Raw genomic sequence first — 25,664 nt, 5'->3', positions numbered from 1 at the left:
CGTCCTCCCCCGCCCGACTCCTGCCCTGCCCGCCGTCAGAGGCTGCCCTCCCGGGCCGCGACCGCGACGGTCGGCACGACCGGCACGAAGCCGAGCTCGCGGATGAGCGAACCGTCCATCCGACCCGACCAGGGGTCCACCAGGGGCTCCGCCGAACCCTCGATCAGCACGCCGCCGTAGCGGGCCAGCTCGAACACGGTCACGGCCGCGTCGTCGGTCAGGTTCACGACGCGCCCGTCCATCCGGCCCTCGGCCGCCAGCAGCACGGCCGCCGCGACGTCACGGTGGTGCGCGACGGAGTAGGTGTGCGCCGGGTGCAGCCCGAAGCGCGGCGCCAGGGCGGCCAGCGACGCCAGGTGCCCGTCGCCCTCACCGTAGACGAACGGCAGCCGCAGGACGGCCCAGGTGAGTCCGCTCTCGCGCAGCAGCCGCTCGGCCGCCACCTTGCTCGCGGGGTACGCGGCGGTCGGCGCGCACGCGTCCGTCTCGAGGGCGGGCCGGGCGGCGTCGGCGTCGTACACGTTGCCGGTGCTGGCCATCACGACGCGGGCCCGGGGCGCGTACGCCTCGACCGCGGACAGGAGGTTCCGGGTGCCGTCGAGGTTCGCCCGCCAGATGGCCGCCTCGTCCTGGGTGCGGAAGAGCGCCGCGAGGTGCACGACCAGGTCGACGCCCTCGACGGCCGCCCGCAGCGAGTCGGGGTCGGCGAGGTCGCCGCGGACGGCGACCACCTCGGGCGGCAGCGGGTGCTCGCCCCGCACGAGGGCGCGGCACTCGAAGCCCGCCGCCACGAGACGCGGGAGCAGCCGGGCGCCGACGAGGCCCGAGGCGCCCGTGAGCAGAAGTGTGGACATGATGTTCCCCTTTACTGATCGTCAGTAGGACTGATCATCAGAGTAGCAGTAACCTGGCGATGTGGTGAACGAGGCGGACCTGGGACCGGAGCTGGTCGGCCGGCTGACCTACCTCCTCAAGCGGGCCCTGCTCGAGCTGGAGGACCTGCACGCCGAGCACCTGGCGCCGGCGGGTCTCGGAGCGCGCGAGCTCGCCGTCCTGCTGCTCCTCGGCGGCCACGAGCCGGAGTCCCAGCAGCAGGCCGCCGCACGGCTGGGGGTGGACCGCACCTCGATGGTCGGGCTGCTGGACGGCCTCGAGGCCAAGGGCTTCGTCGCGCGGCGCCCCGACCCCGTCGACCGGCGGCGCAACGTCGTGGAGCTCACCCCCGCCGGTCAGGTGGCGCTGCGGGAGGCGACGCGCGCCAGCGACGACGCCGAGCGCGCGCTCCTCGCCGACCTCGACGACGCCGAGGCGGCCCAGCTGCGCGCCCTGCTGCGCCGCGTCGGGCACGGCGCGCGCCGCTAGCCGTCCTGGTCCGCACCCTCCGCCCGGCCGGCGAGGATCCGCGGGTGCTCGCGGCCGGGGAACCGGACGCTGTAGCGCGTCTCCCCGACGGCCGCCGCGAGCACGGCGAGCCGGTCGTCGAGCTCGGCCCGCCGCGCCGCGGGGACCGCCTCGAACCAGTGGGTGAGCATCCGGCCGTCCGGCGCCTGCGCCCAGGCGCCGACCACCCGTCCGTCCACCCAGAGGGTCGGCCCGGCGTTGCCGTTCGTGTCGAACGCCTGCTCCGCGCTCTGCGGGAGGTACCAGGCGCGCTCCTTCCACCCCATGGTCGTGGGGTCCAGGCTCGGCAGCGCCGCGACCCAGGGACCGGGGTCCTCGACCTCCGCCACGTCGCCGGCGGCCATCCAGGCCGGACCGGTGGCGAGCGCGACCTCCTGCGCCCCGACGTCCGCGAGGGCCGCCCTCGTCGCCGCCGCCGTCCAGCCCGTCCACCAGCGCAGGTCGTCGGTGCTGACGGGGCCGAAGCGTTCCAGGTGGCGACGGGCCAGAGCCGCCCGCGCCGTCCGCGGGTCGAGGTCGCCGAGCCCGCCCGGCAGCCAGTCCTCCGCGAGGGCGTAGCGGTACGCGCCGCTCACCCAGCTGCCCACGGGCCGGGTGCGCAGCAGCACGCCGGCGAAGCCGAGGCCCAGCAGCACCCGCGTGTGCGCGGACTGGGTGGCCCCCCACCGCGGGCCGCCGACGACGATCGGCTGGCGCAGCGCCGGGATGCGTTCGCCCAGCTCGCGCGCGGTGCTCGGCCCGTGCGCCCGCAGGTCGGCGACCACCTGCTCCGCCGCCGCGCCGAGCCACGCCTCCGGTCTCTCCACCCCGCTCACGGCGAGGTAGCCGGCGGTGCGGCGCCGCTCCGGCGTGACGAGGGCCAGGGTCGCGGCCCCGTGCAGCTCGCGGACGACCTCCGGCGTGGCGACCCAGAGCGTGCGGCGTACGGCGTGGTGGCGCACCACGGAACGTTGCTCGTAGAGCGCGGCGTCGACGGCGGCCAGACAGGGGTGGGCCATCCGGGCCAGGGCCGAGAGGTAGACGGTCACCGGGTCGGACGAGTGCAGCGCGACCAGGGCGTCGGCGAGCGCCGCGACGTCGTCGGTCCGCGTCCCGGGCAGCAGCAGGTGGCGCCGCGCGAGGCGCGCGCGACGTTGCTCGACCCCGATCGCCCGCACGGTCGGAACGCTAGAGGATGGCGCTGACAGGGTGCCCGAGCTTCCCGCCCGTGGTGTCCCTCGGCGGGGCACGACGCGCGAGACCTCGGCTCAGTCGGCGACGAAGATGCAGAACGGGTGGCCCGAGGGGTCCGCGTACACGTACAGCGGCTCCTCCGGGTCGTCGAACCGGTCGTAGAGCAGCGTCGCGCCCAGCCCGAGGGCGCGCAGGTGCTGCTCCTTGAGGTCCGCCGCGGTCGGCACGGTCGTGTCGAGGTGGAGCTGCTGCGGGACCTCGCCGGTCGGCCAGGTCGGGTGCGGCAGCGACTCGACGCGCTGGAAGGCCAGCGCCGGGACGCCGCCGTCGCCGTGCAGGACCAGCCAGTCCTCCCCGTGCGGGTCGGGCTCGCCGGGCGCCGGCGGTTCGTCACCCGGCCGGTACGTCAGCCCGAGCAGCACCCGGTAGAACTCGGCGAGGGCGCGCGGGTCCTGGGTGTCGAGGACGGTCTGGCGCAGGCGCGGGACGCTCACGATCCCAGGCCTCCGCTCAGCCGCAGACCGCGCCGACGTTGGCGGAGCGCACCAGCTTGGTGTACTTCGCCAGCACGCCCCGGCGGGCCGGTCGTTCGGGCGCGGTCCAGGCCGCCCGGCGACGCTCCAGCTCGTCGGCCTCGACGCCGAGCTCGAGGGTGCCGTTGGCGACGTCGAGCGTGATCTTGTCGCCGTCCTGCACGAGGGCGATCGGGCCGCCCTCGGTCGCCTCGGGGGCGATGTGGCCGACGCAGAGGCCGGTCGTCCCGCCCGAGAAGCGGCCGTCGGTGATGAGCATGACGTCCTTGCCGAGGCCGGCGCCCTTGATCGCGCCGGTGACCGCGAGCATCTCGCGCATGCCGGGACCGCCCTTGGGGCCCTCGTAGCGGATGACCACGACGTCGCCGGCGGTGATGGTGCCGTCCTCGAGCCCGTCCATGGCGGCGCGCTCGCCGTCGAACACGCGCGCGGTCCCCTCCCACACGGAGGTGTCGAAGCCCGCGCTCTTGACGACCGCGCCCTCGGGCGCGAGCGAGCCGTGCAGGATCGTGATGCCGCCGGTCGGGTGGATCGGGTTGGCCAGCGCCCGCAGGATCGTCCCGTCGACGTCCGGCGGGTTGATGTCGGCCAGGTTCTCGGCCATGGTCCTGCCCGTCACGGTCAGGCAGTCCCCGTGCAGCAGGCCCGCCTCGAGGAGGGCCTTCATGACCACGGGCACGCCGCCGACGCGGTCGACGTCGGTCATCACGTAGCGGCCGAAGGGCTTGAGGTCGCCCAGGTGCGGAACCTTCTTGCCGACGCGCACGAAGTCGTCGAGGGTCAGGTCCACCTCGGCCTCGTTGGCGATGGCCAGCAGGTGCAGCACCGCGTTCGTCGAGCCGCCGAAGGCCATGACGACGGCGATGGCGTTCTCGAACGCCTCCTTGGTGAGGATGTCGCGTGAGGTGATGCCGCGGCGCAGCAGCTCGACGACGGCCATGCCGCTCTTGCGGGCGAAGCCGTCGCGACGGCGGTCGACGGCGGGCGGCGCCGCGGAGCCGGGGAGCGACATGCCCAGGGCCTCGGCGGCGCTGGCCATCGTGTTCGCGGTGTACATGCCGCCGCAGGCGCCCTCGCCCGGGCAGATCGCCTTCTCGACCTCGGTGACCTGGTCGCGCGTCATCCGGCCCGCGAGGCAGGCGCCGACGGCCTCGAACGCGTCGATGATCGTCACGTCCTTGTCCCCGACGCGGCCCGGCATGATCGAGCCCGCGTAGAGGAAGACCGACGCCAGGTCGAGGCGCGCGGCGGCCATCAGCATGCCGGGGAGCGACTTGTCGCAGCCGGCGAGCAGCACCGAGCCGTCCATCCGCTCGGCCGACATCACGGTCTCGACCGAGTCGGCGATGACCTCGCGGCTGACCAGGGAGAAGTGCATGCCCTCGTGGCCCATCGAGATGCCGTCGGACACCGAGATCGTGCCGAACTCCAGCGGGTAGCCGCCCGCCGCGTGCACGCCGTCCTTGACCGCCTTGGCCAGCCGGTCGAGCGACAGGTTGCAGGGGGTGATCTCGTTCCAGCTCGAGGCGACGCCCACCTGCGGCTTGACCCAGTCGTCGTCGCCCATGCCGACGGCGCGCAGCATGCCGCGCGAGGCGGTCGCCTCGAGGCCGTCGGTGACGACGCGGGAGCGCGGCTTGATGTCCACGCCGGCGTTGGCGTCAGGGGTGTCCGTCGAGGTCTGCGGGAGGGTGTCGGTCACAGCCGTCAATGTAGTGCGCGGCGCCGACGGTTCTCCGAGCCTTCCGCCCGCCGTACGCCCCGAGGCTGCTCGGCTGCAGTGCCGCGTCGGTGCGGGGCTCAGCGCGGGAGCGCGGGGGCCGTGACCGGCGCACCGCCGGCGACCAGGGCGTGGCGCGGGACCTCACGGTTCCGGGTCGCCAGCACGTGCACGGCGAGCCCGAGCACGAGGACCGCGCCGGTGACCGGGCCGAGGTTGGCGACGAGCTCCTGCAGCGGGGAGTAGGTGGCCTCGACCCGGTTGCCGTACGGCAGCAGCGCGAGCGGCGGACACAGGCAGACCCACACGACCCAGAACCCGGCGACGACGCGCACCCAGCGCGGCAGGGCCTGGGTGAGCACGGCGACCCCCATCGGCAGGATCCACACGTAGTGGTGGGTCCAGGACACCGGGGAGGCGAGGTTGGTGCAGAGCCCGACCAGCGCGATCGCGAACACCTTCTGCCCGACGCGCCACCAGTGCACCGCGACCAGCGTCCCGACGACGGCCACGGTGGCGGCGACGCCGAACCCGAGCAGGCTCGTCGTGCGGCTCGTGTCGATCAGCCGGTAGAAGACGCTCAGCAGGTTCTGGTTGCCGACGTAGAAGGGTGAGGCCGGCGAGCGGGTGTCGCCGCCGGACAGCCCGGTGTAGTACTCGACGGTGTTGCGGGGCAGGAACGCGTATCCCACGGCGGTGAACGCCAGGAACGACAGTCCCGAGACGATCGCGAGCCTGCGCCGGCCGGCCAGGAAGGCGAAGACCCCGAACAGCGCCGGGGTGAGCTTGACCGACGCCGCCAGCCCGACGAGGACGCCCCGCCACGGGCGCTCGTGCTGCGGCGCCCCCGGCCAGCGCGGCAGCAGGTCGGCGACCACGAGCGCCATGAGGAACGTGTTCACCTGCCCGTAGCCGAGGGTCGTGCGGATCGGCTCGACCGCGACCACGGCCACGCTGCCGACGAGCGCCAGCCGCCAGCCGCGCTGCACCCCGCAGCGCCGCAGCACCGACTGCTGGGCGCCGACGCCGGCGACGGTCCAGGCCAGCTGCCAGAACAGGTACGGCCCGAAGGCGAGCGGGGTCATCAGCACCGCCGAGATCGGCGGGTAGATGAAGTAGAGGTGCCAGCCCGGCGTCGTCGTCGCGAAGATGTCGCGCCCGGCCAGCATGTCCTTCACCGCGTAGACGTAGACCTGCAGGTCGATCGTGTTCGGGGTGCGCGGCCACCAGTGGCTGTAGGCGATGACGAAGGGCAGCACCAGCAGCGCGACGACGGCGGGCGGGCCGACCTCGGCCAGCAGCAGGAGCGCCCGCCGGCCCGGGGTGAGCGGGTGCTGCGGGGCCGGCGCGCCGGACTCGGGCGCCGCGACGGCCGGCGAGGACGTCACGCGGTGCCGCCCGTGATCTCCGCCCACACCGCGTCGAGCTCGGCGGCGGGCACCTCGCTGGGGTCGACGAGGTGGGTGAAGCCCGGCTGGTCGGCGTAGCGCGGGATGACGTGGACGTGCGCGTGGAACACGGTCTGCCCGGCCACTGGGCCGGCCGAGGAGAGCACGTTGAACCCGTCGGGCGCCAGCCGGTCCTTCAGCAGCCGCGCCACCGCGTCGATCGCCGGGGCGATCGCCGGCAGCGTCGGCTCGCCGGAGACCAGGTCGGCGACGTGGCGGCGCGGGATCACCAGCGTGTGGCCGCGGTGCCAGCCGTTGATGTCGAGGAACGCGACCGCCGCCTCGTCGGCGTAGACCTGGCGCGACGGGATCGTGCCGGCGACGATGGCGCAGAAGATGCAGTCGGCGCTGCTGGCGTCCGGGCCGGTGCCGGCGTCGGTCTCCGAGGGGCTCACGTCGCGACAGTCTCCCTGGTCGGGCGCTGCATCGCTAAGGACGCGCGCCGTACGGGGAAGCCCGCGGCGGCGATCGCGTCCTTCACCTCGCCGACGCGGAGCGTGCCGAAGTGGAACACGGTGGCCGCCAGCACGGCGTCGGCCCCGGCGGCCACGGCCGGCGGGAAGTCCTCGACCCGGCCCGCGCCGCCGGAGGCGATGAGGGGCACGTCCACGGCCGCCCGGACGGCGGCGATCATCTCGAGGTCGAAGCCCGCGGTCGTGCCGTCGGCGTCCATCGAGTTCAGCAGGATCTCCCCCACGCCCTCCTCGACGCCGCGGCGCGCCCACTCCACCGCGTCGAGCCCGGCTGCCCGGCGTCCACCGTGCGTCGTGACCTCGAAGCCCGACGGCTGGTCGGGCGCGCGTCGCGCGTCGACGGACAGCACGAGCACCTGGTTGCCGAAGCGCCGGGTGATCTCCCCGATCACCTCGGGCCGGCGGATGGCGCCGGTGTTGATGGCGACCTTGTCGGCCCCGGCCCGCAGCAGCACGTCCACGTCGGCGACGCTGCCCACGCCGCCGCCGACGGTGAGCGGGATGAAGACGGTCTCGGCGGTCCGGCGGACGACCTCGAGCGTGGTCTCGCGACCCTCCGAGCTCGCGGAGATGTCGAGGAACGTCAGCTCGTCGGCCCCCTCCGCGTCGTACGCGGCCCCCAGCTCGACGGGGTCGCCCGCGTCGCGCAGGTCGACGAAGTTCACGCCCTTGACCACCCGGCCGGCGTGCACGTCGAGGCAGGGGATGACCCGGACGGCGACTGGCACGGGGCGAAGCCTAGTTCTTGGGGCTGGTGGTCCTCGCCCCGTTCGGACGCGGCCGGGTCGGCTCCCGCGCAGACCCCTCGGAACCGTCCGACCCCCTCGTTAGGGTGAGCGACGTGCCTCCTGCTCCGCCTCCCGCGCCTGCGCGGCGCCACGGGATCGACCCCTCGTTCACCGCGCTCCCCCTCCACGCGCTGGCCGACGCGGCGCTCGCCCGTGCCCGCGAGCTGGGCTGCAGCTACGCCGACCTCCGGGTGGAGCAGGTCCGCGAGGGGCTGCGGTCGTTCCGCGACACCGCGCTGGAGTCGAGCACCGACCACTCCACCGTCGGGCTGGCCGTCCGCGTCGTGCACGACGGGGTCTGGGGCTTCGCCGCCGGCGTCGGGCTGACCACCGACGTGGCCGCCCGGCTGGCCGAGCGCGCCGTCGCGACGGCCCGGATCTCCAAGCCGCTCACGCCGCACCGCGTCGAGCTGGCCGACGAGCCCGTGCACGCCGACCGGACCTGGGTGTCGGCGTACGAGACGGACCCCTTCGACGTGCCCGAGGCCGAGCAGCAGGCCCGGATGCTCGACCTCTCCGCCGCGCTGCTCGCCGGCGCCGGCGTCAGCCACACCTCGGCGAGCCTGCACGTCGTGCGCGAGGACAAGTTCTTCGCCAGCCTCGCCGGCACCACGACCACCCAGCAGCGCGTCCGCGTCCAGCCGCAGCTGACCGCGGTGAGCGTGGGCGACCACGGGTTCGCGACGATGCGCACGCTCGCCCCGCCCGCCGGCCGCGGGTGGGAGTACCTGACGGGCACCGGCTGGGACTTCGACGCCGAGGTGGCCGAGATCCCCGCGCTGCTGGCCGAGCACGCCGCGGCGCCCACCGTCGAGGCCGGGCGCTACGACCTCGTCATCGAGCCGAGCAACCTGTTCCTCACCATCCACGAGTCCGTCGGTCACGCCACCGAGCTCGACCGGGCCCTGGGCTACGAGGCCGCGTACGCCGGCACCTCGTTCGCCACGTTCGACCAGCTGGGCACGCTGCGCTACGGCAGCCCCGCCATGCACGTCACGGGCGACCGGGTCGTCGACCACGGGCTCGCCACGATCGGCTTCGACGACGAGGGCGTGGCGGCGACGACCTTCGACATCGTGCGCGACGGCACGCTCGTCGGCTACCAGCTCAACCGGCAGATGGCCGCGGAGAAGGGCCTGGGCCCGTCGAACGGGTGCGCGTACGCCGACTCCCCCGGCCACATCCCGATGCAGCGGATGCCGAACGTCTCGCTCGCCGCCGACCCCGGCGGCCCGAGCAGCGAGGAGCTCATCTCCCGGGTGGACCGCGGCCTGTACGTCGTCGGCGACAAGTCCTGGTCGATCGACATGCAGCGCTACAACTTCCAGTTCACGGGGCAGCGGTTCTACCGCATCGAGGGCGGCCGGCTGGCCGGGCAGGTCAAGGACGTGGCGTACCAGGCGACGACGACCGACTTCTGGCGCTCGATGGAGGCCGTCGGGGGTGAGCAGACCTACCTGCTCGGCGGCGCCTTCAACTGCGGCAAGGGCCAGCCGGGCCAGTCCGCGCCGGTGTCGCACGGTTCCCCGGCCGCGCTGTTCCGGGGCGTGAACGTGCTCAACACCGCGGCGGAGGGAGCAGCATGAGCGTCGTCGACCTGCTGGACGAGGCGCTGCGCGTCGCCACCGGACCCGTGGTGGCGGTGCTGACCGAGCGCCACGAGGTCAACCTGCGCTGGGCGGCGAACGCGTTGACGACCAACGGCGAGATGCGCAGCGTGAGCCTGGCGGTCACGGCGACCGCCGAGGTCGAGGGCGGCACCGCGATCGCGACCGTCGCCGCCGACCTCGTCGAGGTGTCGGAGGTGGCCGCCGTCGTCGCGGCGGCCGAGGCGGCCGCCCGCGCGGCCTCGCCCGCCGAGGAACCCTCGCCCCTCGTCGCCGCCGAGGCGCACCCCGAGGACGGCGACGTGCGCGCCGGACCGGCGACGACCACGGTCGAGACGCTGGCCGACGTGGCGGCCGGTCTCGGGCGGGCCTTCGAGCGCGCGGCCGCGGAGGGCCACCTCCTCTACGGCTTCGCCGAGCACATCGTCTCCACGGTCTACCTCGCCAGCAGCACCGGCCTGCGCCGGCGCGGGGTCGACCCGCAGGGCCGCCTCGAGCTCAACGGCAAGAGCGACGACCTCGCGCGCTCGGCGTGGGTCGGTCAGCAGACGCGGACGTTCGCCGACGTGGACGTGGACGCCCTCTACGCCGAGGTGTCGCGCCGGCTCGGGTGGGCCCGCCGCACGGTCGAGCTCCCGCCCGGCCGGTACGAGACGCTGCTGCCGCCCGGGCCGGTGGCCGACCTGGTGATCTACGCCGCCTGGACGGCGAACGCCCGCGACGCCGAGGACGGCAGCAACGTCTTCGCGGGCGGCGAGGGGCGTACGCGGGTCGGCGAGCGGCTGGCCGAGCTGCCGGTCGACCTGCTGTGGGACCCCGCCTGGCCCGGGGAGGAGACGCTGCCCTTCGTCGCCTCCACGTCCTCGCCGGACGGCACGTCGTTCGCCTTCGACCTCGGGCTCCCGGTCGAGCCGGTGCGCTGGGTCGAGGGTGGTGTCCTCACCCAGCTGGTCCGCAACCGCGCGCACGCCGCCGCCACCGGTCAGCGACCGACGCCGCCGGCCGACAACTTCGTCATGGACGCGGGCGGCACGGCGACCCTCGACGAGATGATCGCCCGGACCAAGCGCGGCCTGCTGGTGACGTGCTTCTGGTACATCCGCGAGGTCGACCCGGAACGCCTGCTGCTCACCGGCCTCACCCGTGACGGGGTGTACCTGGTCGAGGACGGCGAGGTCGTGGCGGCGGTGAACAACTTCCGCTGGAACGAGTCCCCGATCGAGCTCCTCGGCCGCGCCACCGAGATCGGGGCCAGCGTGCCCGTGCTGTGCCGGGAGTGGAACGACTACGTCACCAGGACCGTCATGCCGCCCCTGCGCATCCCGGACTTCAACTACTCGACGGTGAGCCAGGCCTCGTAGTCGGCGCCGGCCGGCGCCCGGGTCGGGTTCGTGGGGTTGGGTTCGCGGGTTGGCGCGGGTCGGGCTTGCGGGTCGGGCTCGCGGGTCGCGCGCGCGGGTCGGGTCCGCAGGTCGCGCGCGTCGGATCCGTGGGTCAGCGCGACTCGGACCTCCTCACCCTCCCCCCTCCGCCGACGTTCTCTCCGCGAGGCAGGACCCGGCTTCTGGTCTGGCGGCTCCGGCTGGCGTACTTCTGGCAGCAGAGGTGCCCGGACGAGCGGTTTCGCGTGACTTCTGCTGCCAGAAGTCCCGTCAGGGTGGGCTGCGGGCAGGGGGAGTGGCAGCAGCACCGGTGAGCAGTGGCCTGCGTGCGCGGCCACCCCTCGCGAACTTGTCCACAGATTCGCTCGCGTGTTCGAAGACTGTCAGAGCCAGGCCGTAGCGTCAGATCCATGGACGAGGGGGCGGCCAGCGGGCTGGGGCAGGCGCCGCTCGGCGCTGCGCTGCAGGCGTGGTCGGACGCGCAGGACGACGTCGTCCGCCTCCTCGCCGAGGGCGCGCTCGACGCCGTGGACGACCTCGGGCTCGTCGAGGTCCTGCGGCGGATCGAGGCCACGCGGAACCGGTCGGCCCTGCTCGACCACCACGTCGTCCAGACCGGGGAGGCCCGGCGGCTGGCCGACAGCCTGACGCAGCCGAGCATGGCCGCCGTCCTCGTCTGGGCCCTGCGGCTCTCGCGCGGCGAGGCGTCGCGCCGGGTCCGGGCGGCGGCGCAGCTCGGCGAGCGCCGGTCCATGACGGGCGAGCTGCTCCCGGCACTTCGACCGAGCCTCGCCGCCGCGCAGGCCGAGGGTCGGGCGACCCCCGAGCAGATCGACATCTGCCTCCGCGCCCTCGACGGCCTCGACCACCGCGGCTTCGACCCGCACGACCTCGAGACCGCCGAGCAGGTCGTGGCGGGGTTCGCCGCGACGTTCCCGCCGGCCGAGCTCCGCGGGCTGGCCCAGCAGGTCGTGGACCGCGTCGACCCCGACGGCACGGTTCCGGACGACGAGCTGCACGCCGACCGACGGCACCTCGAGCTGCGTCGCTGCCGCGACCACTCGTGGCGGCTCGAAGGCCGTCTCACCCCGGAGGTCGGCGCCAAGCTCACGGCGGTGCTGGGCCCGCTCGCAGCGCCGCGGGTCAACCGCGACGTCACCGCGGACGGCAGGCCGGTCGAGGACCTCGACGAGCGTCATCACGGTCAGCGCCGGCACGACGCGCTCGAGGAGGTGTGCGACCGGCTCCTCCGCTCGGGCACCCTCCCGGACTCCGGCGGCACGCCGGCGACCGTGATCGTCACGATCGCCGAGGGCGACCTCGCGGCGCGGCGCCGCTGGGGAGTCACCAGCGACGGGACCATGCTGTCGTCGCGGACGCTCCGTCGGCTGGCGGACGAGGCCGAGGTCGTACCCGCGGTCGTCTCCTGCACCGGGGTCGTGCTGCACCTCGGCCGGACCCGTCGCCTGGCGAGCGCCGCCCAGACGCTCGCCCTCGTCGCGCGCGACCGCGGTTGCAGCTTCCCCGGCTGCCAACGACCGCCCGAGTGGTGCGAGCGTCACCACATCCGCGCCTGGGCCGACGGTGGCCGTACGGACCTCGACAACCTGACGCTGCTCTGCGCGTACCACCACCACCACTTCGAGGCCCGCGGCTGGACCTGCCGGGTGACCGACGGCCTTCCCACCTGGACGCCGCCGAGATGGATCGACCCGCAGCAGCGGCCGCTGCGCAACGTCCGCATCAGCGCGGCCGCCGCTTCCGCTGGCGGCAAGCTGACGATCAGGTCGAGGACCCGGAGCACCCGGGTCGTCGGAACCGGGCCGCCGGTGCTGAGGCGGTGAGGGCGAGGCGGTGAGAGCCAGGCTTTGAGGGCGAGGCGTGAGGGCGAGGCGGTGAGGGCCAGGCGGTGAGGGCCAGGCGGTGAGGGCCAGGCGGTGAGGGCCAGGCGGTGGCCGGAGGGTGAGGTGGGAGCGACGCCGTGGCGGTCCCTCCGGCGCATCGCTGCGGGCGTCGGTCAGCGCGGGGTGCGGAGGAGCAGGTCGCCGCGTTCGGCCTGGGCGGCGGTGCGGGTGAAGAGCCATGTCTGCTCAGCGTCGCTGCGCTCGAGCAGGTCGCCGCTGAAGCCGAGCTCGCGCAGCCGGCGGATCTCGAGCGTGCGCTGGGCCTCGTCGGCGACGGGCGAGAGGTACCAGAGGCGCTGGACGCCGCGGAGGCGCGGCTCGACGGCGGAGAGCGGGAGGCGGTCGTCCCACAGGTAGTGGCGCGAGAGCCGGTCGGCGCCGGCGTTGAGGACGGGGCCGGTGCCGAGGGCACCCGGGTAGGAGACCGTGATGGCGGAGACGAGCGGGTAGTCGATGACGGCGTCGCCGGGGTTGCCCCGGTACGCGACGACGGCAGCGATCTGGCCCCAGCTGTCCCACGCGTCCACCGTCCGCTGGTCTCGGTAGGTGGTGGTGCCGGCGAGCGGGAGGGCCGCCGCGAGGCAGAAGGCCAGCCAGCGCCGCCGCACCGAGGCGATCCCTCCCCCGGCCAGCACGGCGAGCGCGCCGACGCAGAAGGCGAGGTAGCGCTGCGAGTAGAGCGGCGTCCAGACCGCGGAGACGGTGATGAGGGCCAGCCCGGGGACGACGGCCCAGCCGACGAGCAGGAAGGTCGTGCCGCGGCGCCCCTTCCGGTGCCGCGAGAGCCAGACCAGCCCCGCGGCCGCCATGGCCCAGCACAGCACCGCCCAGAGCCCGTTGAGCGGGGCGAGCGGCTCGGTGGCGATCTTGGCGAGCGACTCCGGCGTCGGCGGGTCGATCCAGTCGACCTGGGCCTGCTGGCCCCGGGCCCGCCAGGCCAGCACCACGACCGGCACGGCCCCGAGCAGGAGGCCGACGAGCGCGGGCCAGCGGCCGGGTGGCAGCCCCAGGCGGAGAATCCGGCGGGGTCGCCCCTCGGGGTCGGGGGGCGCCCAGAGCCAGACCACGAGCACCGGCAGCATCAGGGCGGAGTAGACGTGCAGACCGCCGACCAGCGCGGTCGCCAGGGCCACGGGCAGCACCCAGAGCGCCGAGGGCCGGCGCGCCGACAGCACCACGAGCACGACGAGGAGGACGGCGGCCGCGGTGAACCACGCCCCCGACCGTCCCTCCGTGCCCACCAGGGTCACCCGGGGGCACACGGCCATGACCAGCCCGGCGAGCAGCCCGGCCCGCGGCGTGAAGAGGAGCGAGCCCAGAACGACGACGAGCCCCGCCGCCAGGCCGCAGGCGACGGCCGACGGCGCGCGCAGCGTGAGGGTCGAGATGCCGACGACGTCCAGCCAGACCTTCATGGTCGCGTAGAAGAGCGCGTGGACGACGTCGACGTTCTGCAGCATCTGCCCCAGCTGCGCCCAGGTGCGCGTGACGGCCGAGACGGTGGCCGCCTCGTCACGCGACTGGGTCGGAACCCACGAACCCGCGCCGACCAGCCCGGTGGTCATGACGAAGACCGCGACGGCCCGGACGACGACCGAGGCCGTACGGGTCGGGGCGGAGGAGGGCACGACCGGAGATGCTAGGCCCCGGCGCCGCAGAGACGGGGTCGACGCGAGCGGAGGACGGACTACGTCTCGTCCGTCTCCACCTCTTCGGCCTCGAAGGTCACCACGCCGCGGCGCATCGAGCGGACCAGCGCGTGCGCGGTCTCGCGCAGCGGCCCGGCCCCGGCGGCGTCGGCCACCTGCCCGGCGAAGTCGATGACCTGGCGGACCCAGCGCACGAAGTCCCCGGCCGTCAGGTCCGTCTGCTCGACCACGGCGGCCAGCGAGCGGCCGGCGGCCCAGCCGTACGCGACCTCGGCGAAGCCGATCTCCGGCTCGCCGCTGCGCGGCAGGCGGGCGTCGCGCTCGACGAAGGAGACCTGGCGCCAGACGCGGCGCACCTCGTCGACGGCCGCGCTCGACGCGGCGTCCGGCATCCGCGGCCGCCGGGCCTGGTCGTCGCTGCGCCGGGCCTCGAAGACCAGGGAGCTGAGCACGGCCGCGAGCTGCGGAACCGTCAACCCGTCGAACACGCCGGCGCGGATGCACTCCGCGGCGACGAGGTCGAGCTCGCCGTAGATCCGGGCGAGCATCCGCCCGGCGTCGCTGACCTCGCCCCGCGGCCCGTGCGCGGTGTCGCCGGTCAGGTAGCCGAGCGACTGCAGCACCAGGCAGATGCGGTCGAAGGACGTGGCGATGGTGTGCGTCCGCGTGCTGGCGCGGGACTCGAGCCTGACGTTCTCCCGCTCCAGACGCAGGGCCCGCTCGGCGGTGCGCGCGTGCTGCTCGCGGTCGGGGCAGGAGTGGACCGGGTCGCGGCGCTGCTCGTCGCGCAGCTGCTCGACGCGGGCGGCGACCTCGGCGTCGGCGGGCGGACGGCGCAGCGCGGGCGCGCCGAGGTCGATCTCGGCGAGCCGGGAGCGGAACGCGGCGGCCAGGTTGCGCCGCGACGCCGGCTCCTTGGGCGAGAAGTGCTTCGGTACGCGCATCCGGCCGGCGACGACCGGCGGTGCCGGGAAGTCGACGAGCGCGAGCCGGCGGACCTGGCGGTCCTCGGTCATGACCAGCGGTCGCGGCGACTCGTCGCTGCCGCCCTCGTGGACGCCGGGGTCGAGCACGACGACCCACCCCTGGCTGCGTCCGGCCGGCACCTTGACGATGTCGCCCGGCTTGAACGTCACCAGGACCTGCACGCTCTCGGCGCGCCGGTCGGCCTTGCGCTCCCGGGCGGCGTCGGCCTCGAGGTCGGCGATCGCCGCCCGCCGCCGCGCGTACGCCTCGAAGTCGCCGCGGTCGCAGGCGGCGTCGGCCCAGGTCTCGGTGATGGCCTCGGTGTTGCGGGCCACGGTCCGGGCGACGCCGACGACGCTGCGGTCGGACTGGAACTGGGCGAAGGACTGCTCCAGCAGCGCGCGTGCACGCGCCCGTCCGACGCTCCCGACGAGGTTGACCGCCATGTTGTAGGTCGGCGCGAACGACGAGCGCAGCGGGTAGGTGCGGCGCGACGCCAGGCCTGCCACGGCGCGCGGGTCGAGGCCGGGCTGCCACAGCACCACCGCGTGACCCTCGACGTCGATGCCCCGGCGTCCGGCGCGGCCGGTGAGCTGGGTGTACTCCCCCGGCGTGATGTCGGCGTGGGTCTCGCCGTTGTACTTGACGAGCTTTTCCAGCACCACGCTGCGCGCGGGCATGTTGATGCCGAGCGCGAGCGTCTCCGTGGCGAAGACGACCTTGGTCAGCCCGCGGACGAAGCACTCCTCGACGCAGCCCTTGAAGGCCGGCAGCATCCCGGCGTGGTGGGCCGCGACGCCCCGCGTCAGCGCCTCCGCGAAGCGCGGGTAGTCCAGGGCCCGCAGGTCGGCCTCGTCGAGCCCGCCGAGGTGGTGCGACAGCACGCCGGCGATCTCGCTCTGCTCCTCGGGGCGGGTGAGCGTGATCCCCGACCCCAGCAGCTGGCGGACGGCCGCGTCGCAGCCGTTGCGGGAGAAGATGAAGACGATGGCCGGCAGCAGCGCGGCCCGGTCGAGCTGCTCGACCATCTCGCGGCGGCTCGGCGCGGCGAGCGAGCGCGGCCGGTCGGAACCGTCGCGGCCCTGCGAGGCGCCACCGTAGGCCCCGCTGCCGTACGAGACGTTGCGCTTGCCGCGCCCGCCCCGGCCGCGCGGACGGCGGGAGTCGTCGCGGACGAAGCGCGACTCCTCGCGGGCGACCTTGAGCAGCGCGGGGTTGACCTCGCCGTGCCCGGGCGGCGCGTCGGGCCGCGCGGTCGGCGCCACGTCGGCGAAGAGGTCGTAGAGGTTCCGGCCGACGAGCACGTGCTGGTAGAGCGGCACGGGCCGGCGCTCGGAGACGACGACCTCCATCTCGCCGCGCACGGCGGCCAGCCACTCCCCGAACTCCTCGGCGTTGCTCACCGTCGCCGAGAGGGCGACCACCTGGACCGACTCCGCCAGCCCGATGATCACCTCCTCCCAGACGCCGCCCCGGAAGCGGTCGGCCAGGTAGTGCACCTCGTCCATGACGACGTAGCCGAGGTTGTCGAGGGTGCGCGAGCCCGCGTAGATCATGTTCCGCAGCACCTCGGTCGTCATGACGACGACGGGCGCCTCGGAGTTGACCGAGCTGTCGCCGGTCAGCAGGCCGACGTTCGCGGCGCCGTGCCGTCGGGCGAGGTCGGCGTACTTCTGGTTCGACAGGGCCTTGATCGGCGTCGTGTAGAAGGCCTTGCGCCCCTGCTGCAGGGCGAGGTAGACCGCGAACTCGCCGACGATCGTCTTGCCCGCGCCGGTCGGTGCCGCAACGAGCACGCCCGCCCCGGCCTCGACGTGGGCGCACGCCTCGCTCTGGTAGTCGTCGAAGGCGAAGCCGTACCCGTCGGCGAAGGCCGCGAGCTGCGGCGAGCTGCGCCGTTCCCGGAACCGCGAGTACGCCTCGGCGGGACTGACCTGTTCCGCGCTCACGACGACCGAACCTACCCGGTGGGCCCGCACCGGGTAAGGACGCCGCGTCGCCCGCCGGCCACCGTGCACCAGGCCCCGCGCCTAGCGGTCGAGCCGGGCCACCACCGCCGCGAGCTGGTGCCGGGCCGTGACGCCCAGCTTGGGGAAGGCGTTGTAGAGGTGGACGCCGACCGTGCGCGGCGACAGGAACACCGCCTCCCCGATCTCCCGGTTCGTCAGGCCGGTCGCGGCGAGGCGGACGACCTGCCGCTCGCGGCCGGTCAGCGAGGACCAGGTCGCGGCGTCGGCCGAGGACGAGGAGGTCCCGCCGACCCGGCCCAGCTCCTCGCGGGCGGCCTCGACCCGCAGCCGCGCCCCGATCCGCTCGAAGGCCTGCAGCGCGCCGAGCAGCTGGACCCGGGCCTCCGGGAAGCGCCGCCGTCGTCGCAGCCAGCGCCCGTACGCGAGCCGGGCGTCCGCCAGCTCGAGCGGCCAGCGCGCGTGGCGGGGGTCGTCGACGACGCGGCGCGCGCGCGTGTCGACCTCGGGGTCGTCGGCGAGCAGCGCCTCGGCCGCGGCCAGGACCATCGTCTGGTACGCGCCCTCCGGCGGTTCTGCGAGCGCCCGGCGCACGCCGTCGACGAGCCGCCGCGCGTCGGCCGCCCGGTCGGTGCCGAGCGCCGCCGAGACGGCCGGGACGAGGGCGCGCACCGAGAGCCGGCCGTGCCGGGGAGCACCGTCGAGGTCGAAGCACGCACGCAGCTGGTCCCAGCGGGCCTCGTCGTCCTGGCCGTACCAGCTGTCGGCCACGGCGGCGCGGACGCCGATCTCGAGGGCGGTGCAGGAGGCGAGGTCGAGCCTGCTCCAGACCTGCGCGGCGAGGTCGCGCGCCTCCTCGCGCTCGCCCCGCAGGGCGGCCACCGCCGCCAGGGCGTGCTGGGCCACCGCCCGCTGGTAGTCGAGCGCGCCCACCTCGCTGAGCTCGAGCAGGAGCCGTGCGGCCTCCTCCGCGTCGTCGAGCGCGGTCGCGTCCAGACCCACCTGGGCCAGGGCGACGAGGATCGGGACGAGCTCCTGGGAGTTCTCGCGCTCCAGCACTCGGCGGGCCTCCCGCAGGTGCGCGGCCGCCAGGTCGGGCAGGTCCAGCAGCCAGGCCGCCGCGCCCAGCAGCATCGCGCGGAGCCCGACGACGACGGGCGGCACCGGCGGTGGCAGCGGGGCGGCCCGGGCGACCTCCTCCAGGAGGTCGGGCGGCCGGCGCGCCGGTTCGGCGGCGGCCCGGACCCACACCCGCGAGGCGGTCACGAGCGGGTGCTCGTCCTCCGCGCGTCCCAGCTTCTCCACCCAGCCGAGGGTGACGGTCGGGTCGGCCGCCGTCTGGTAGACGAGCGAGGCGAGGCTGGTCAGCGAGGCCCAGGCCGCGACCGGGTCGAGCACGGCCGCCTGGGCCACCGCGTCCTCGAGGGCCAGCCGCGCCGCCTGCTGGTCCATCGTCCGGCTCAGCGTGGAGGCGATGAACTGCTGCGCCGCGGCCCGGACGGCGGGGTCGGCCGTCTCGTCGCGGACCCGCCGGGCGAGCCCGACCTGCTCCGTGAGCTGCCCGGTCGGCGTGCCGACCTGCAGGAGCTCCACCACCCGCCGTTCCCGGACGGCCGGGTCGGGGGTCAGCTCGACCGCGCGCCGCAGCGCCCGCGCCGCCTCCGCGTACGCGACCCGGTCCGTGGCCCGCGCGGCGGCGGCCGCCAGCTCGGCCGCGACCGCCTCGTCCGGGCCGACCGCGGACGCCGCACGGTGCCAGGCCCGTCGGTCGGCGTCGTCGTGGTAGGCCGCGGCGAGCGCGCGGTGGGCCCGCGCCCGTTCCGCCGCGGTCGCGCCGGCGTACACGGCCTGGCGCGCGAGCGGGTGCCGGAAGCGCACCTCCTGCCCGCGGACCCGCACCAGGCCGACCCGCTCGGCCGGCTCCAGCGCGTCCACCACGTCGGCGCCCGGCGAGGACCGTGCGAGGACGGCCATGTCCTCGGCTCCCGCCGAGGCGAGCACCACGACCTGCCTCGTCGCCGCCGGCAGGGTGGCGAGGTCGGCCGCGAAGGCCTGCTCGAGCCGTTCGGGGACGCCGGTCTCGGCGTCCTCGGCGAGCAGCGCCTCGGGCCCGGACCGGGCCAGCTCGACGAGGGCGAGCGGGTTGCCGGCGGCACGGGCGACGAGCGCGCGGACGGCCTGCTCCGGGAGGTCGACGCGGACGTCGGCGACGACCCGTCGCGCGTCCTGGTCGTCGATCGGGCGCAGGGCGAGCACCGGCAGCCCCTGGAGCTCGGCGCGTGGCCGCTCCGTCCGGGCGGCCAGGACCACCGACACCGGGCCGCCGGCGACGCGGTGGGCCAGGAAGGTGAGGACCTGGAGGGTCGTCGGGTCCAGCCACTGGGCGTCGTCCACGCACACCAGCAGCCGTCCGTCGCCGGCCAGCTCCTCCAGCCAGGTGAGGACGTCGAGCCGCAGGCCGAGCACGCTGGCCACCCCGCGCTCGCCGCGGGCGTGGTCGAGCAGGCGCATCCGCAGCTCGCTGGCCAGGCTCGAGGTGGGCGACCGGGCGAGGAGGAGCAGCTCGGTGAGCCCGGCCAGGGGCACGGCGCGGTCCGCGACCCGGCCCGAGACGACCAGCACCGACCAGCCCTCGCCCCGCAGCCGCCGCGCGAGCGCCGACAGCAGCGCGGTCTTGCCCTCGCCCGGGCTGCCGAGGAGGACCGCGGACCGGGCGGGGCCGGTGACGAGACCGACCAGCGCGGCGAGCTCGGCCTCGCGCCCGTGCAGGCGCTCGACCTCCGCCGAGGGCTGCAGCAGCGGCCCCGAGGTCACGGCGGTCACGCTATCGCCGATCCACGGGAACGTTCCACCGGACCGGCCGCCGACTACGTCATCGACCTACGTCGCTCGACCTAACGCGACCGCGCGGCGACTGCCTAGCGTCCTGGTCGACCTGTTCCCACTGCTGGAGGAAGTGCTCATGCCCACCACCGTCGTCCTCGTCCACGGCGCCTTCGCCGACTCGGCCAGCTGGGCGCCCGTCACCCGGCTGCTGCTCGACGCCGGCCACGACGTCCGCGTCCCGCCCGTGCCCAACCGCAGCCTCGTCGGCGACGCGGCGTACATCCGCCGGTTCGTCGAGCAGCTCGGCGGCCCCGTGCTGCTCGTCGGCCACTCCTACGGCGGTGCGGTCATCACCGTCGCCGGCGTGGCCGAGAACGTCGTGGGCCTGGTCTACGTCGCCGGGTACGCCCTGGCCAAGGAGGAGAGCCTCGGCCAGCTGCAGGGCGGCTTCCCGGACTCCGACCTCGCCGCCCACCTGGTCTACGAGCCGTACACGCTGCCCGACGGCACCGACGGCACCGACGTGTCGGTCGAGATCGCCGCCTTCCCCGCCGTCTTCGCCGGCGGCGTCGACCCGGCGACCGCCCAGGTGCTCGCCGTCTCGCAGCGGCCGCTGTCCGCGCTCGCGTTCGGCGAGGTGGCCAGCGAGGAGGCGTGGCGCACCAAGCCCTCCTGGGGCCTCGTCTCCGCCGCCGACCACACGATCAACCCCGACGTCGAGCGGTTCGGCTACACCCGGGCGCAGATGCGCCGGGTCGTCGAGGTCGAGGGCGCCCCGCACCTGGTCATGCACCAGAACCCGCAGGCGGTCGTCGACCTCGTCACCGAGGCGCTCGCCGCCGTCGACGCCTGACAGAGCTCGACCGGGCTCAGCCGACCGGGCCTGCTCAGGTCGTCGGCTTCGTGCGCGAGCCACCAGCCGCTCGGGCGTGGGCGGTGCGCAGGGGTCCACGCGCGCCGGACGGGGGGCGACCGGCGCGCGCGGACCGCAGGACGACTGAATCAGGTGCCCCGGGACCGTGGCAAGGGGGACGCGCCGGACTCAGGGCAGGCAGACCCTGATCGCGGCGGGGACGAGCTCGACCGCGACGGGCGTGGGGCCGAGCTCCTCGCCGTCGCCGTACGCCGTCCCCGCGCCGTGGGCGACGTGCACGGAACGCGCCCGCAGCTGCTCCACGCACGGGTCGGCGGCGAACCGGCCGCTCTTCATCTGCGGCAGCAGCCTCAGGAGGCCGGCGCGGCTCACCGGGTGGATGATCGTGACGTCGAGCTCGCCGTCGTACGGGTCGGCGCGCGGGCAGATCTTCAGGCCCCCGCCGAAGCTCGTCGTGTTCCCGACGGAGACGAACATCGCGTCCAGCTCGCGCTCGGCGCCGTCGACCACGAGCGAGTACCGCAGCGGACGGAACGTCCGCACCTCGGCCAGCACCGCCAGCAGGTAGCGCGCCGACCCCCGCGGCCAGGCCATGCGGTTCGCCCGGGCGTTCACCAGGGCGTCGAAGCCCGTCGCGACGACCGTGCCCACCCACCGGTCGGCGACCCGCAGCAGGTCCACCGGCCGGGTCCGCCCGGCGACGACCGCACCGACGGCGGCGTCGAGGTCGTCGAGGGCGAGCCCGAGCCCGCGGGCGAGGTCGTTCCCGGTCCCCGCCGGGACGAGCCCGAGGGCGGGCGCGGTGGTGGGGTCGTCGGCCGCCCGGCGCGCGACGGCGTTCAGGCCGAGGTGGGCCATGCCGTCCCCACCGAGGACCGCGAGCACGTCCGCTCCGCTCGCCGCCGCTGCCGTGACCAGCTCACCCGCCTCGGCCGGGCTGCGGCTGAGCAGCACTTCGACCGCGTGGCCGGCGTCCCGCAGCCGGCCGGTGACCCGCGGCAGGACGGTCAGCGCACCGCCCTTGGCGGCGCTGGGGTTGACGACCAGGGCGACCGAGGCCGGTGGACCTCCGTGGCTCCCGGGCGCAGGGCCGTCCGCGTCAGGCACTCTCGCCGTCGGACAGCTCCCGCAGCGCCTTGTCCCGGCTCACCGGGTCGAGCGTCCCGCGCCGGGCCTTGCGCCGGTCGAGCACGTGCGCGATGACCTCGGCGAGGACGAAGAGGACCGTCATCGGCAGCGCGAGCGCCAGCATCGAGAAGGGGTCGGTCGACGGCGTCGCGACGGCTCCGAAGACGAACGTCCCGAAGATGATGAACGAGCGGTACTTCGACAGGTACTTCGCCTTGAGCACCCCGACGATGTTGAGGATCAGCACGACCTCGGGGATGAGGAAGGCGATCCCGAAGACGAGCATGAACCGCATCAGGAACGACAGGAACTGGTTGACGTCCTGCAGGTTGGTGATGCCGTTCTCGGTGAAGCCGAGGAGCACGACCAGGCCCTTGGGCATCACGTAGTAGCCCACCGCCACCCCGGCGAGGAACAGCGGCGTCGCGGAGCCCAGGAAGATCAGGGTCCACTTCTTCTCCTTGGCCAGCAGCCCCGGCACGATGAACGCCCACAGCTGGTAGAGCCAGATGGGGGCGGTCAGCAGCAGCCCCGCGAGCGCGGAGACCTTCAGCGCGAGGGTGAAGGGAGAGGCGACGCCGTTGTTGACCAGCGTGATGTCGGCGTTCGGGTTCTTCGCCAGCAACGCGGCCTTGGCCTGCTCATAGGGGTAGAAGAGGACGTCGGTGAGCTGGTGGCGGAAGAACCAGCACACGATCGTGCCGACGAGGATCGTCAGCGCGATGACGACGAGGCGGTAGCGCAGCTCGGCGATGTGCTCGAACAGGCTCATCGAGCCGTCGGGGCTGCCCTTCGGCGGTCTGAGCCAGGCCAGGCTCAGCCGGATGGGGCGCCCCTTGATGGTCAGCGACACAGGGCGTCCTGGTGCTCGGCGTCGTGCGGGACGACGTCAGACGTCGCGGCGGACGTCGCCGGTCGGGTCGACGGGCGCCTGGCTGCGCGGCGGCTGCGTGTAGCCGGGGTCGGTCGGCGCGAGCGGCTCCGCGGTGTACGGCTCCGAGGTGCGCTGGGCCGACGCCTCGTCGACCGCGGCGCCGTCCTTGTCGCGGAGACCCTTGGTCTCCTCCTTGAACTCCCGCAGCGCGCGCCCGGTGCTCTTGCCGAGCCCGGCCAGACGAGCACCGCCGAAGAGCAGCAGCACGACGGCCAGGATGATGAGCAGCTCGGGGACGCCGAGGCCGCCGAACGCGAGCGGGGTCATGGTTCCTTCTTTCCCGGCGCTGTCGCGCCGCGGTCATCGTACGACTCGACCGTACCCGGCCGACCTGAGTCGTCGGAGGGTTCGGAGCCGTGTCCGTCGTGGGTTGCCGCCGTCACAGGGAGGGCCGGCACCTCGACCTGCGCGAGCAGGTCGGCCAGCTCGCCGGCACGGACCGCGAGGACGTCCGCCTCCTCCAGCAGGCCCCCGGCCTTGCGCCACAGCCCCAGCAGCAGGCGGCCGAGCACGAGGGCGCCGCCGACCGCGATCGCCAGGAAGAGCAGGACCCACCACACGGGGTTCATTGTGGCCGCTCGCGCACCGCGCGCTCGCACGCTCCACGCCCTCGTCCTGGCCGCTCGCGCACCGCACGCTCCCACGCTCCGCCTTCCTCCTTCCCAGGGACGACGAAAAGCGTGTCGTCCCTGCTCGGTCGTCCAGGCGGGCCGGCGCACGGTCCCCGACGCTCGTGGCCCCCCGGCCCGTACCGCGGAGCTTCCTCAGGCGGTCGCGTCGAGCGCCGCGTACGCCGCGAGGGCTTCCTGCGCGGCCTCGGCCGCGGCGTCGCCGGCGCCGTCCGGGGACAGCACGCGGGCCGAGCCGCCGAGGCGCAGCAGGAGGTGGCGCAGCCAGGCCGGGTCGGTGACCCGGAACGTCGCGACGACGCTCCCGCCGTCCACGGTGGTCGTCGTCTCGGTCGGGTAGTACTCCGCGACCCAGGCCGCCTCGCGCGACAGCTCCACGCTGACCAGCGGCGCGTGCGCCATCGAGCCGGCCCACCCCGCGGTGAGGTCGGCGAGCTCGACGTCGTGCGGCTCGACCGGCGCCTCGGTCACGCTCGCCGCGGCGATCCGGTCGAGGCGGAACGTGCGCAGCCCCTCCGCCCGGTAGCACCACGCCTCCAGGTAGCCGTAGCCGTCGAGCACGAACAGCCGCAGGGGGTCGACGAGGCGCTGCGTCGTCTCGTCGCGCGTGGCCGTGTCGTACGTGAGGTCGAGGCGGCGCCCCCGCTGCAGCGCGTCGGCCAGCGTGGCCCGGACGTCCTCGGTGGCGGAGGTGACGTTGACCGACGCCGACCCCGTGGGGGCCGTCCCCGCGGCCGCCTCGAGCTTGGCCAGCGCCCGGTCCGTCGCCGCGCGCTGGTCGGGCCCGGCGATCTCGCGCAGGGTGCGCAGCGCGAGCACCAGCGCCAGGGCCTCGTCGGCGGTGAGCCGCAGCGGGCGGGTCAGGTAGTCGGCGTTGCTGAGGTGGATGACCCCCTCGCCGTCGACGGCGTCCATGTCGATGTCGATGAGGTCGCCCGGCGACAGCCCGGGCATGCCGCACATCCACAGGACCCCGAGGTCGGCGCGGAGCGTCTTCGGGCTGATCCCGAACGCGGCCGCCACGTCGGCGACGGCGGCGCCGTCGTGCTCGCGGAGGTACGGCACGAGGCTCAGCAGCCGCCGCACCTGCGCCTGGCTGGTCATCGGGCCTCCACCGGGGCGCGACCGGCGACCGCCCGCAGCCGGTCGACCACCCCGGCGCGGAGGTCCGCCGGCTCGACGACGAGCACGTCGGCGCCGTGCCCGGCGACCTCCTCGGCCATGCCGGGTAGGCTGCCGTAGCCGACCCACCAGCCCTCGTAGCCGTCCGCGGGCCAGGCCAGGTCCGGCAGCACCTCGGCGCGGCGACCGCGCCGGGTCAGCGACGGGGCCTTCCCGGGACGTACGGCCAGCAGCGCCTCGGCGGTCGGCTCCCGCGGGTCGAGCGAGGCGGCCAGCGCCCGCAGGTCCAGGCCCTCGGGGGCGTCGAAGGCCCCGGGCCGCGACACCGCGGCCGGGAGGTCGCTGATGCGCGACAGCTTGAACATCCGGGTCGCGTCCCGGTCCACGTCGCGCCCCACGACGTACCAACGGCCCCGCCGCGACGTCATCCCCCACGGCTCCAGGGTCCGCACGCTCTGGTCGCGGTAGGTGAACCGGACCCGCACCCGCTCGAGGACGGCCGTCCACAGCGGTCCGAAGGCCGCCTCCGTCGCCTGCACCGACGGCTCCAGCGCCGCCAGCGCGGAGGGGTCGGGCTCGACGCCCGCCGCCCTCAGCTTGGCCATCGCGCTCTGCGTCGACTCGGCCATGCTGGCGTGCTGCCAGACCCGCGCCGCCACGCCGACCACCGACGCCTCCTCGGCGTCGAGCTCGATCGGCGGCAAGGAGAACTCGCTCGGCAGGATCCGGTAGCCGGCCTCGTCCTCGAACAGCGGGTCGAAGCCGCCGACCTCGATCGGGACACCGAGGGCGCGCAGCTCGTCCTTGTCCCGCTCGAACGTCCGCTCGAAGGCGGCGTCCGTCAGCCCGTGGTAGCCCTCGACCAGCTCGCGGATCCGCGACTTGGGCAGGTAGCGGCCCGCGACCAGCAGCGCGATCGTGAGGTTCACGATGCGTTCGGTCTTGCGGGGTGCCACCTTGTTTGTCCTCACTCCGTTCGGACGCGTCTCGGGCTCAAACCCGATCCCTTCCTCCCTCGCTCGCAGACGAAAAGCGTGTCTGCTCCCTCGGTCGTCCAGGCATCGGCGCCCGAGCCGGCGGTGCTCAGGTTGATGCCGGCTCGGCGGGCGCCTGTTCACGGTGAGCGCGTGTTCGGGCGAG

The 25,664-nt window shown here is 74.9% G+C and carries 21 protein-coding genes; 5 read left to right on the top strand and 16 right to left on the bottom strand.

The window, feature by feature from the left end:
- Positions 1-35: 35 nt before the first annotated feature.
- Positions 36-854, bottom strand: coding sequence for an NAD-dependent epimerase/dehydratase family protein (locus tag BMY04_RS20205; protein ID WP_091185979.1), 819 nt, complete (start codon positions 852-854; stop codon positions 36-38).
- Between the two features lie 61 nt (positions 855-915).
- Here BMY04_RS20205 and BMY04_RS20200 point away from each other — a divergent pair, with 61 nt between their 5' ends.
- The gene (locus tag BMY04_RS20200) at positions 916-1,362 is read left to right on the top strand and encodes a MarR family winged helix-turn-helix transcriptional regulator (protein ID WP_091185977.1); all 447 of its coding nucleotides are present in this window, start codon (positions 916-918) and stop codon (positions 1,360-1,362) included.
- On the opposite strand, the gene BMY04_RS20195 is transcribed toward BMY04_RS20200, so the two are convergent.
- The 6 genes from BMY04_RS20195 to hisF form a co-directional block, all read right to left on the bottom strand.
- A complete protein-coding gene (locus BMY04_RS20195; protein ID WP_170854245.1) occupies positions 1,359-2,558 on the bottom strand; it encodes a DNA glycosylase AlkZ-like family protein in 1,200 nt (399 codons plus the stop codon). The two genes, BMY04_RS20200 and BMY04_RS20195, sit on opposite strands and share 4 nt — an antisense overlap.
- Before the next feature lie 90 nt (positions 2,559-2,648).
- Positions 2,649-3,068: a VOC family protein gene (locus BMY04_RS20190; RefSeq protein ID WP_091185971.1), complete on the bottom strand. Its 420-nt coding sequence runs from the start codon at positions 3,066-3,068 to the stop codon at positions 2,649-2,651.
- Positions 3,069-3,084: 16 nt separating this feature from the next.
- The gene (gene ilvD, locus BMY04_RS20185) at positions 3,085-4,809 is read right to left on the bottom strand and encodes a dihydroxy-acid dehydratase (protein ID WP_091185967.1); all 1,725 of its coding nucleotides are present in this window, start codon (positions 4,807-4,809) and stop codon (positions 3,085-3,087) included.
- Between the two features lie 98 nt (positions 4,810-4,907).
- On the bottom strand, positions 4,908-6,215 hold the full coding sequence (locus tag BMY04_RS20180) for a glycosyltransferase 87 family protein (RefSeq protein WP_091185963.1): 1,308 nt from the start codon (positions 6,213-6,215) through the stop codon (positions 4,908-4,910).
- Complete coding sequence (locus BMY04_RS20175) at positions 6,212-6,670, bottom strand: HIT family protein (protein ID WP_091185960.1); 459 nt, start codon at positions 6,668-6,670, stop codon at positions 6,212-6,214. The genes BMY04_RS20180 and BMY04_RS20175 overlap by 4 nt, the downstream gene beginning before the upstream one ends.
- Complete coding sequence (hisF, locus tag BMY04_RS20170) at positions 6,667-7,476, bottom strand: imidazole glycerol phosphate synthase subunit HisF (RefSeq protein WP_091185957.1); 810 nt, start codon at positions 7,474-7,476, stop codon at positions 6,667-6,669. Before hisF ends, BMY04_RS20175 begins: the two co-directional genes overlap by 4 nt.
- Before the next feature lie 113 nt (positions 7,477-7,589).
- On the opposite strand from hisF, the gene BMY04_RS20165 reads away from it, so the two are divergent.
- From BMY04_RS20165 to BMY04_RS20155, 3 genes are all read left to right on the top strand, one after another.
- A complete protein-coding gene (locus BMY04_RS20165) occupies positions 7,590-9,122 on the top strand; it encodes a TldD/PmbA family protein (protein ID WP_232506540.1) in 1,533 nt (510 codons plus the stop codon).
- Positions 9,119-10,504, top strand: a complete 1,386-nt coding sequence (locus BMY04_RS20160; RefSeq protein ID WP_091185954.1) for a metallopeptidase TldD-related protein — start codon at positions 9,119-9,121, stop codon at positions 10,502-10,504. Before BMY04_RS20165 ends, BMY04_RS20160 begins: the two co-directional genes overlap by 4 nt.
- 431 nt (positions 10,505-10,935) lie before the next feature.
- On the top strand, positions 10,936-12,369 hold the full coding sequence (locus tag BMY04_RS20155; protein WP_091185950.1) for an HNH endonuclease signature motif containing protein: 1,434 nt from the start codon (positions 10,936-10,938) through the stop codon (positions 12,367-12,369).
- Between the two features lie 173 nt (positions 12,370-12,542).
- On the opposite strand, the gene BMY04_RS22515 is transcribed toward BMY04_RS20155, so the two are convergent.
- From BMY04_RS22515 to BMY04_RS20140, 3 genes are all read right to left on the bottom strand, one after another.
- Positions 12,543-14,057 (bottom strand): glycosyltransferase family 39 protein, encoded by a 1,515-nt coding sequence (locus tag BMY04_RS22515; protein WP_139210032.1) that lies wholly within the window; start codon positions 14,055-14,057, stop codon positions 12,543-12,545.
- Positions 14,058-14,116: 59 nt separating this feature from the next.
- On the bottom strand, positions 14,117-16,993 hold the full coding sequence (locus BMY04_RS20145; RefSeq protein WP_091185945.1) for a DEAD/DEAH box helicase: 2,877 nt from the start codon (positions 16,991-16,993) through the stop codon (positions 14,117-14,119).
- 81 nt (positions 16,994-17,074) lie between these two features.
- Entirely contained in the window at positions 17,075-19,825 is a 2,751-nt protein-coding gene (locus tag BMY04_RS20140) for a helix-turn-helix transcriptional regulator (RefSeq protein ID WP_139210030.1), read from the bottom strand.
- A gap of 148 nt (positions 19,826-19,973) precedes the next feature.
- Between BMY04_RS20140 and BMY04_RS20135 the strand changes: the two genes are divergently transcribed.
- Positions 19,974-20,690, top strand: a complete 717-nt coding sequence (locus BMY04_RS20135; RefSeq protein ID WP_091185936.1) for an alpha/beta fold hydrolase — start codon at positions 19,974-19,976, stop codon at positions 20,688-20,690.
- Between the two features lie 189 nt (positions 20,691-20,879).
- On the opposite strand, the gene BMY04_RS20130 is transcribed toward BMY04_RS20135, so the two are convergent.
- The 6 genes from BMY04_RS20130 to BMY04_RS20105 form a co-directional block, all read right to left on the bottom strand.
- Entirely contained in the window at positions 20,880-21,818 is a 939-nt protein-coding gene (locus BMY04_RS20130) for a diacylglycerol/lipid kinase family protein (RefSeq protein ID WP_091185933.1), read from the bottom strand.
- Positions 21,811-22,692 carry a twin-arginine translocase subunit TatC gene (tatC, locus tag BMY04_RS20125; RefSeq protein WP_091185932.1) on the bottom strand — a complete coding sequence of 294 codons (882 nt, stop codon included), beginning with the start codon at positions 22,690-22,692 and terminating at the stop codon, positions 21,811-21,813. Before tatC ends, BMY04_RS20130 begins: the two co-directional genes overlap by 8 nt.
- A 36-nt stretch (positions 22,693-22,728) precedes the next feature.
- Positions 22,729-23,040, bottom strand: coding sequence for a twin-arginine translocase TatA/TatE family subunit (gene tatA, locus BMY04_RS23635; RefSeq protein WP_091185928.1), 312 nt, complete (start codon positions 23,038-23,040; stop codon positions 22,729-22,731).
- Positions 23,037-23,333, bottom strand: a complete 297-nt coding sequence (locus BMY04_RS20115; RefSeq protein WP_139210028.1) for a hypothetical protein — start codon at positions 23,331-23,333, stop codon at positions 23,037-23,039. Before BMY04_RS20115 ends, tatA begins: the two co-directional genes overlap by 4 nt.
- Positions 23,334-23,537: 204 nt before the next feature.
- Positions 23,538-24,506 carry a helix-turn-helix transcriptional regulator gene (locus BMY04_RS20110; RefSeq protein ID WP_091185921.1) on the bottom strand — a complete coding sequence of 323 codons (969 nt, stop codon included), beginning with the start codon at positions 24,504-24,506 and terminating at the stop codon, positions 23,538-23,540.
- Positions 24,503-25,480 (bottom strand): helix-turn-helix transcriptional regulator, encoded by a 978-nt coding sequence (locus BMY04_RS20105; protein ID WP_091185918.1) that lies wholly within the window; start codon positions 25,478-25,480, stop codon positions 24,503-24,505. The genes BMY04_RS20110 and BMY04_RS20105 overlap by 4 nt, the downstream gene beginning before the upstream one ends.
- Positions 25,481-25,664 lie beyond the last annotated feature (184 nt).

Source organism: Microlunatus flavus (assembly GCF_900110855.1).
Taxonomy (GTDB): domain Bacteria; phylum Actinomycetota; class Actinomycetes; order Propionibacteriales; family Propionibacteriaceae; genus Microlunatus; species Microlunatus flavus.
The sequence above is the reverse complement of the archived record's forward strand: the minus strand, read 5'-3'. Positions and strand labels throughout refer to the sequence as shown.

Bases quoted from the DNA above. Each gene is read 5' to 3' on its own strand.
- BMY04_RS20135 (WP_091185936.1), top strand. From the start codon at position 19,974: ATGCCCACCACCGTCGTCCTCGTCCACGGCGCCTTCGCCGACTCGGCC.
- BMY04_RS20160 (WP_091185954.1), top strand. From the start codon at position 9,119: ATGAGCGTCGTCGACCTGCTGGACGAGGCGCTGCGCGTCGCCACCGGA.
- BMY04_RS20155 (WP_091185950.1), top strand. From the start codon at position 10,936: ATGGACGAGGGGGCGGCCAGCGGGCTGGGGCAGGCGCCGCTCGGCGCT.
- BMY04_RS20205 (WP_091185979.1), bottom strand. From the start codon at position 854: ATGTCCACACTTCTGCTCACGGGCGCCTCGGGCCTCGTCGGCGCCCGG.
- tatA (WP_091185928.1), bottom strand. From the start codon at position 23,040: ATGACCCCGCTCGCGTTCGGCGGCCTCGGCGTCCCCGAGCTGCTCATC.
- BMY04_RS20110 (WP_091185921.1), bottom strand. From the start codon at position 24,506: ATGACCAGCCAGGCGCAGGTGCGGCGGCTGCTGAGCCTCGTGCCGTAC.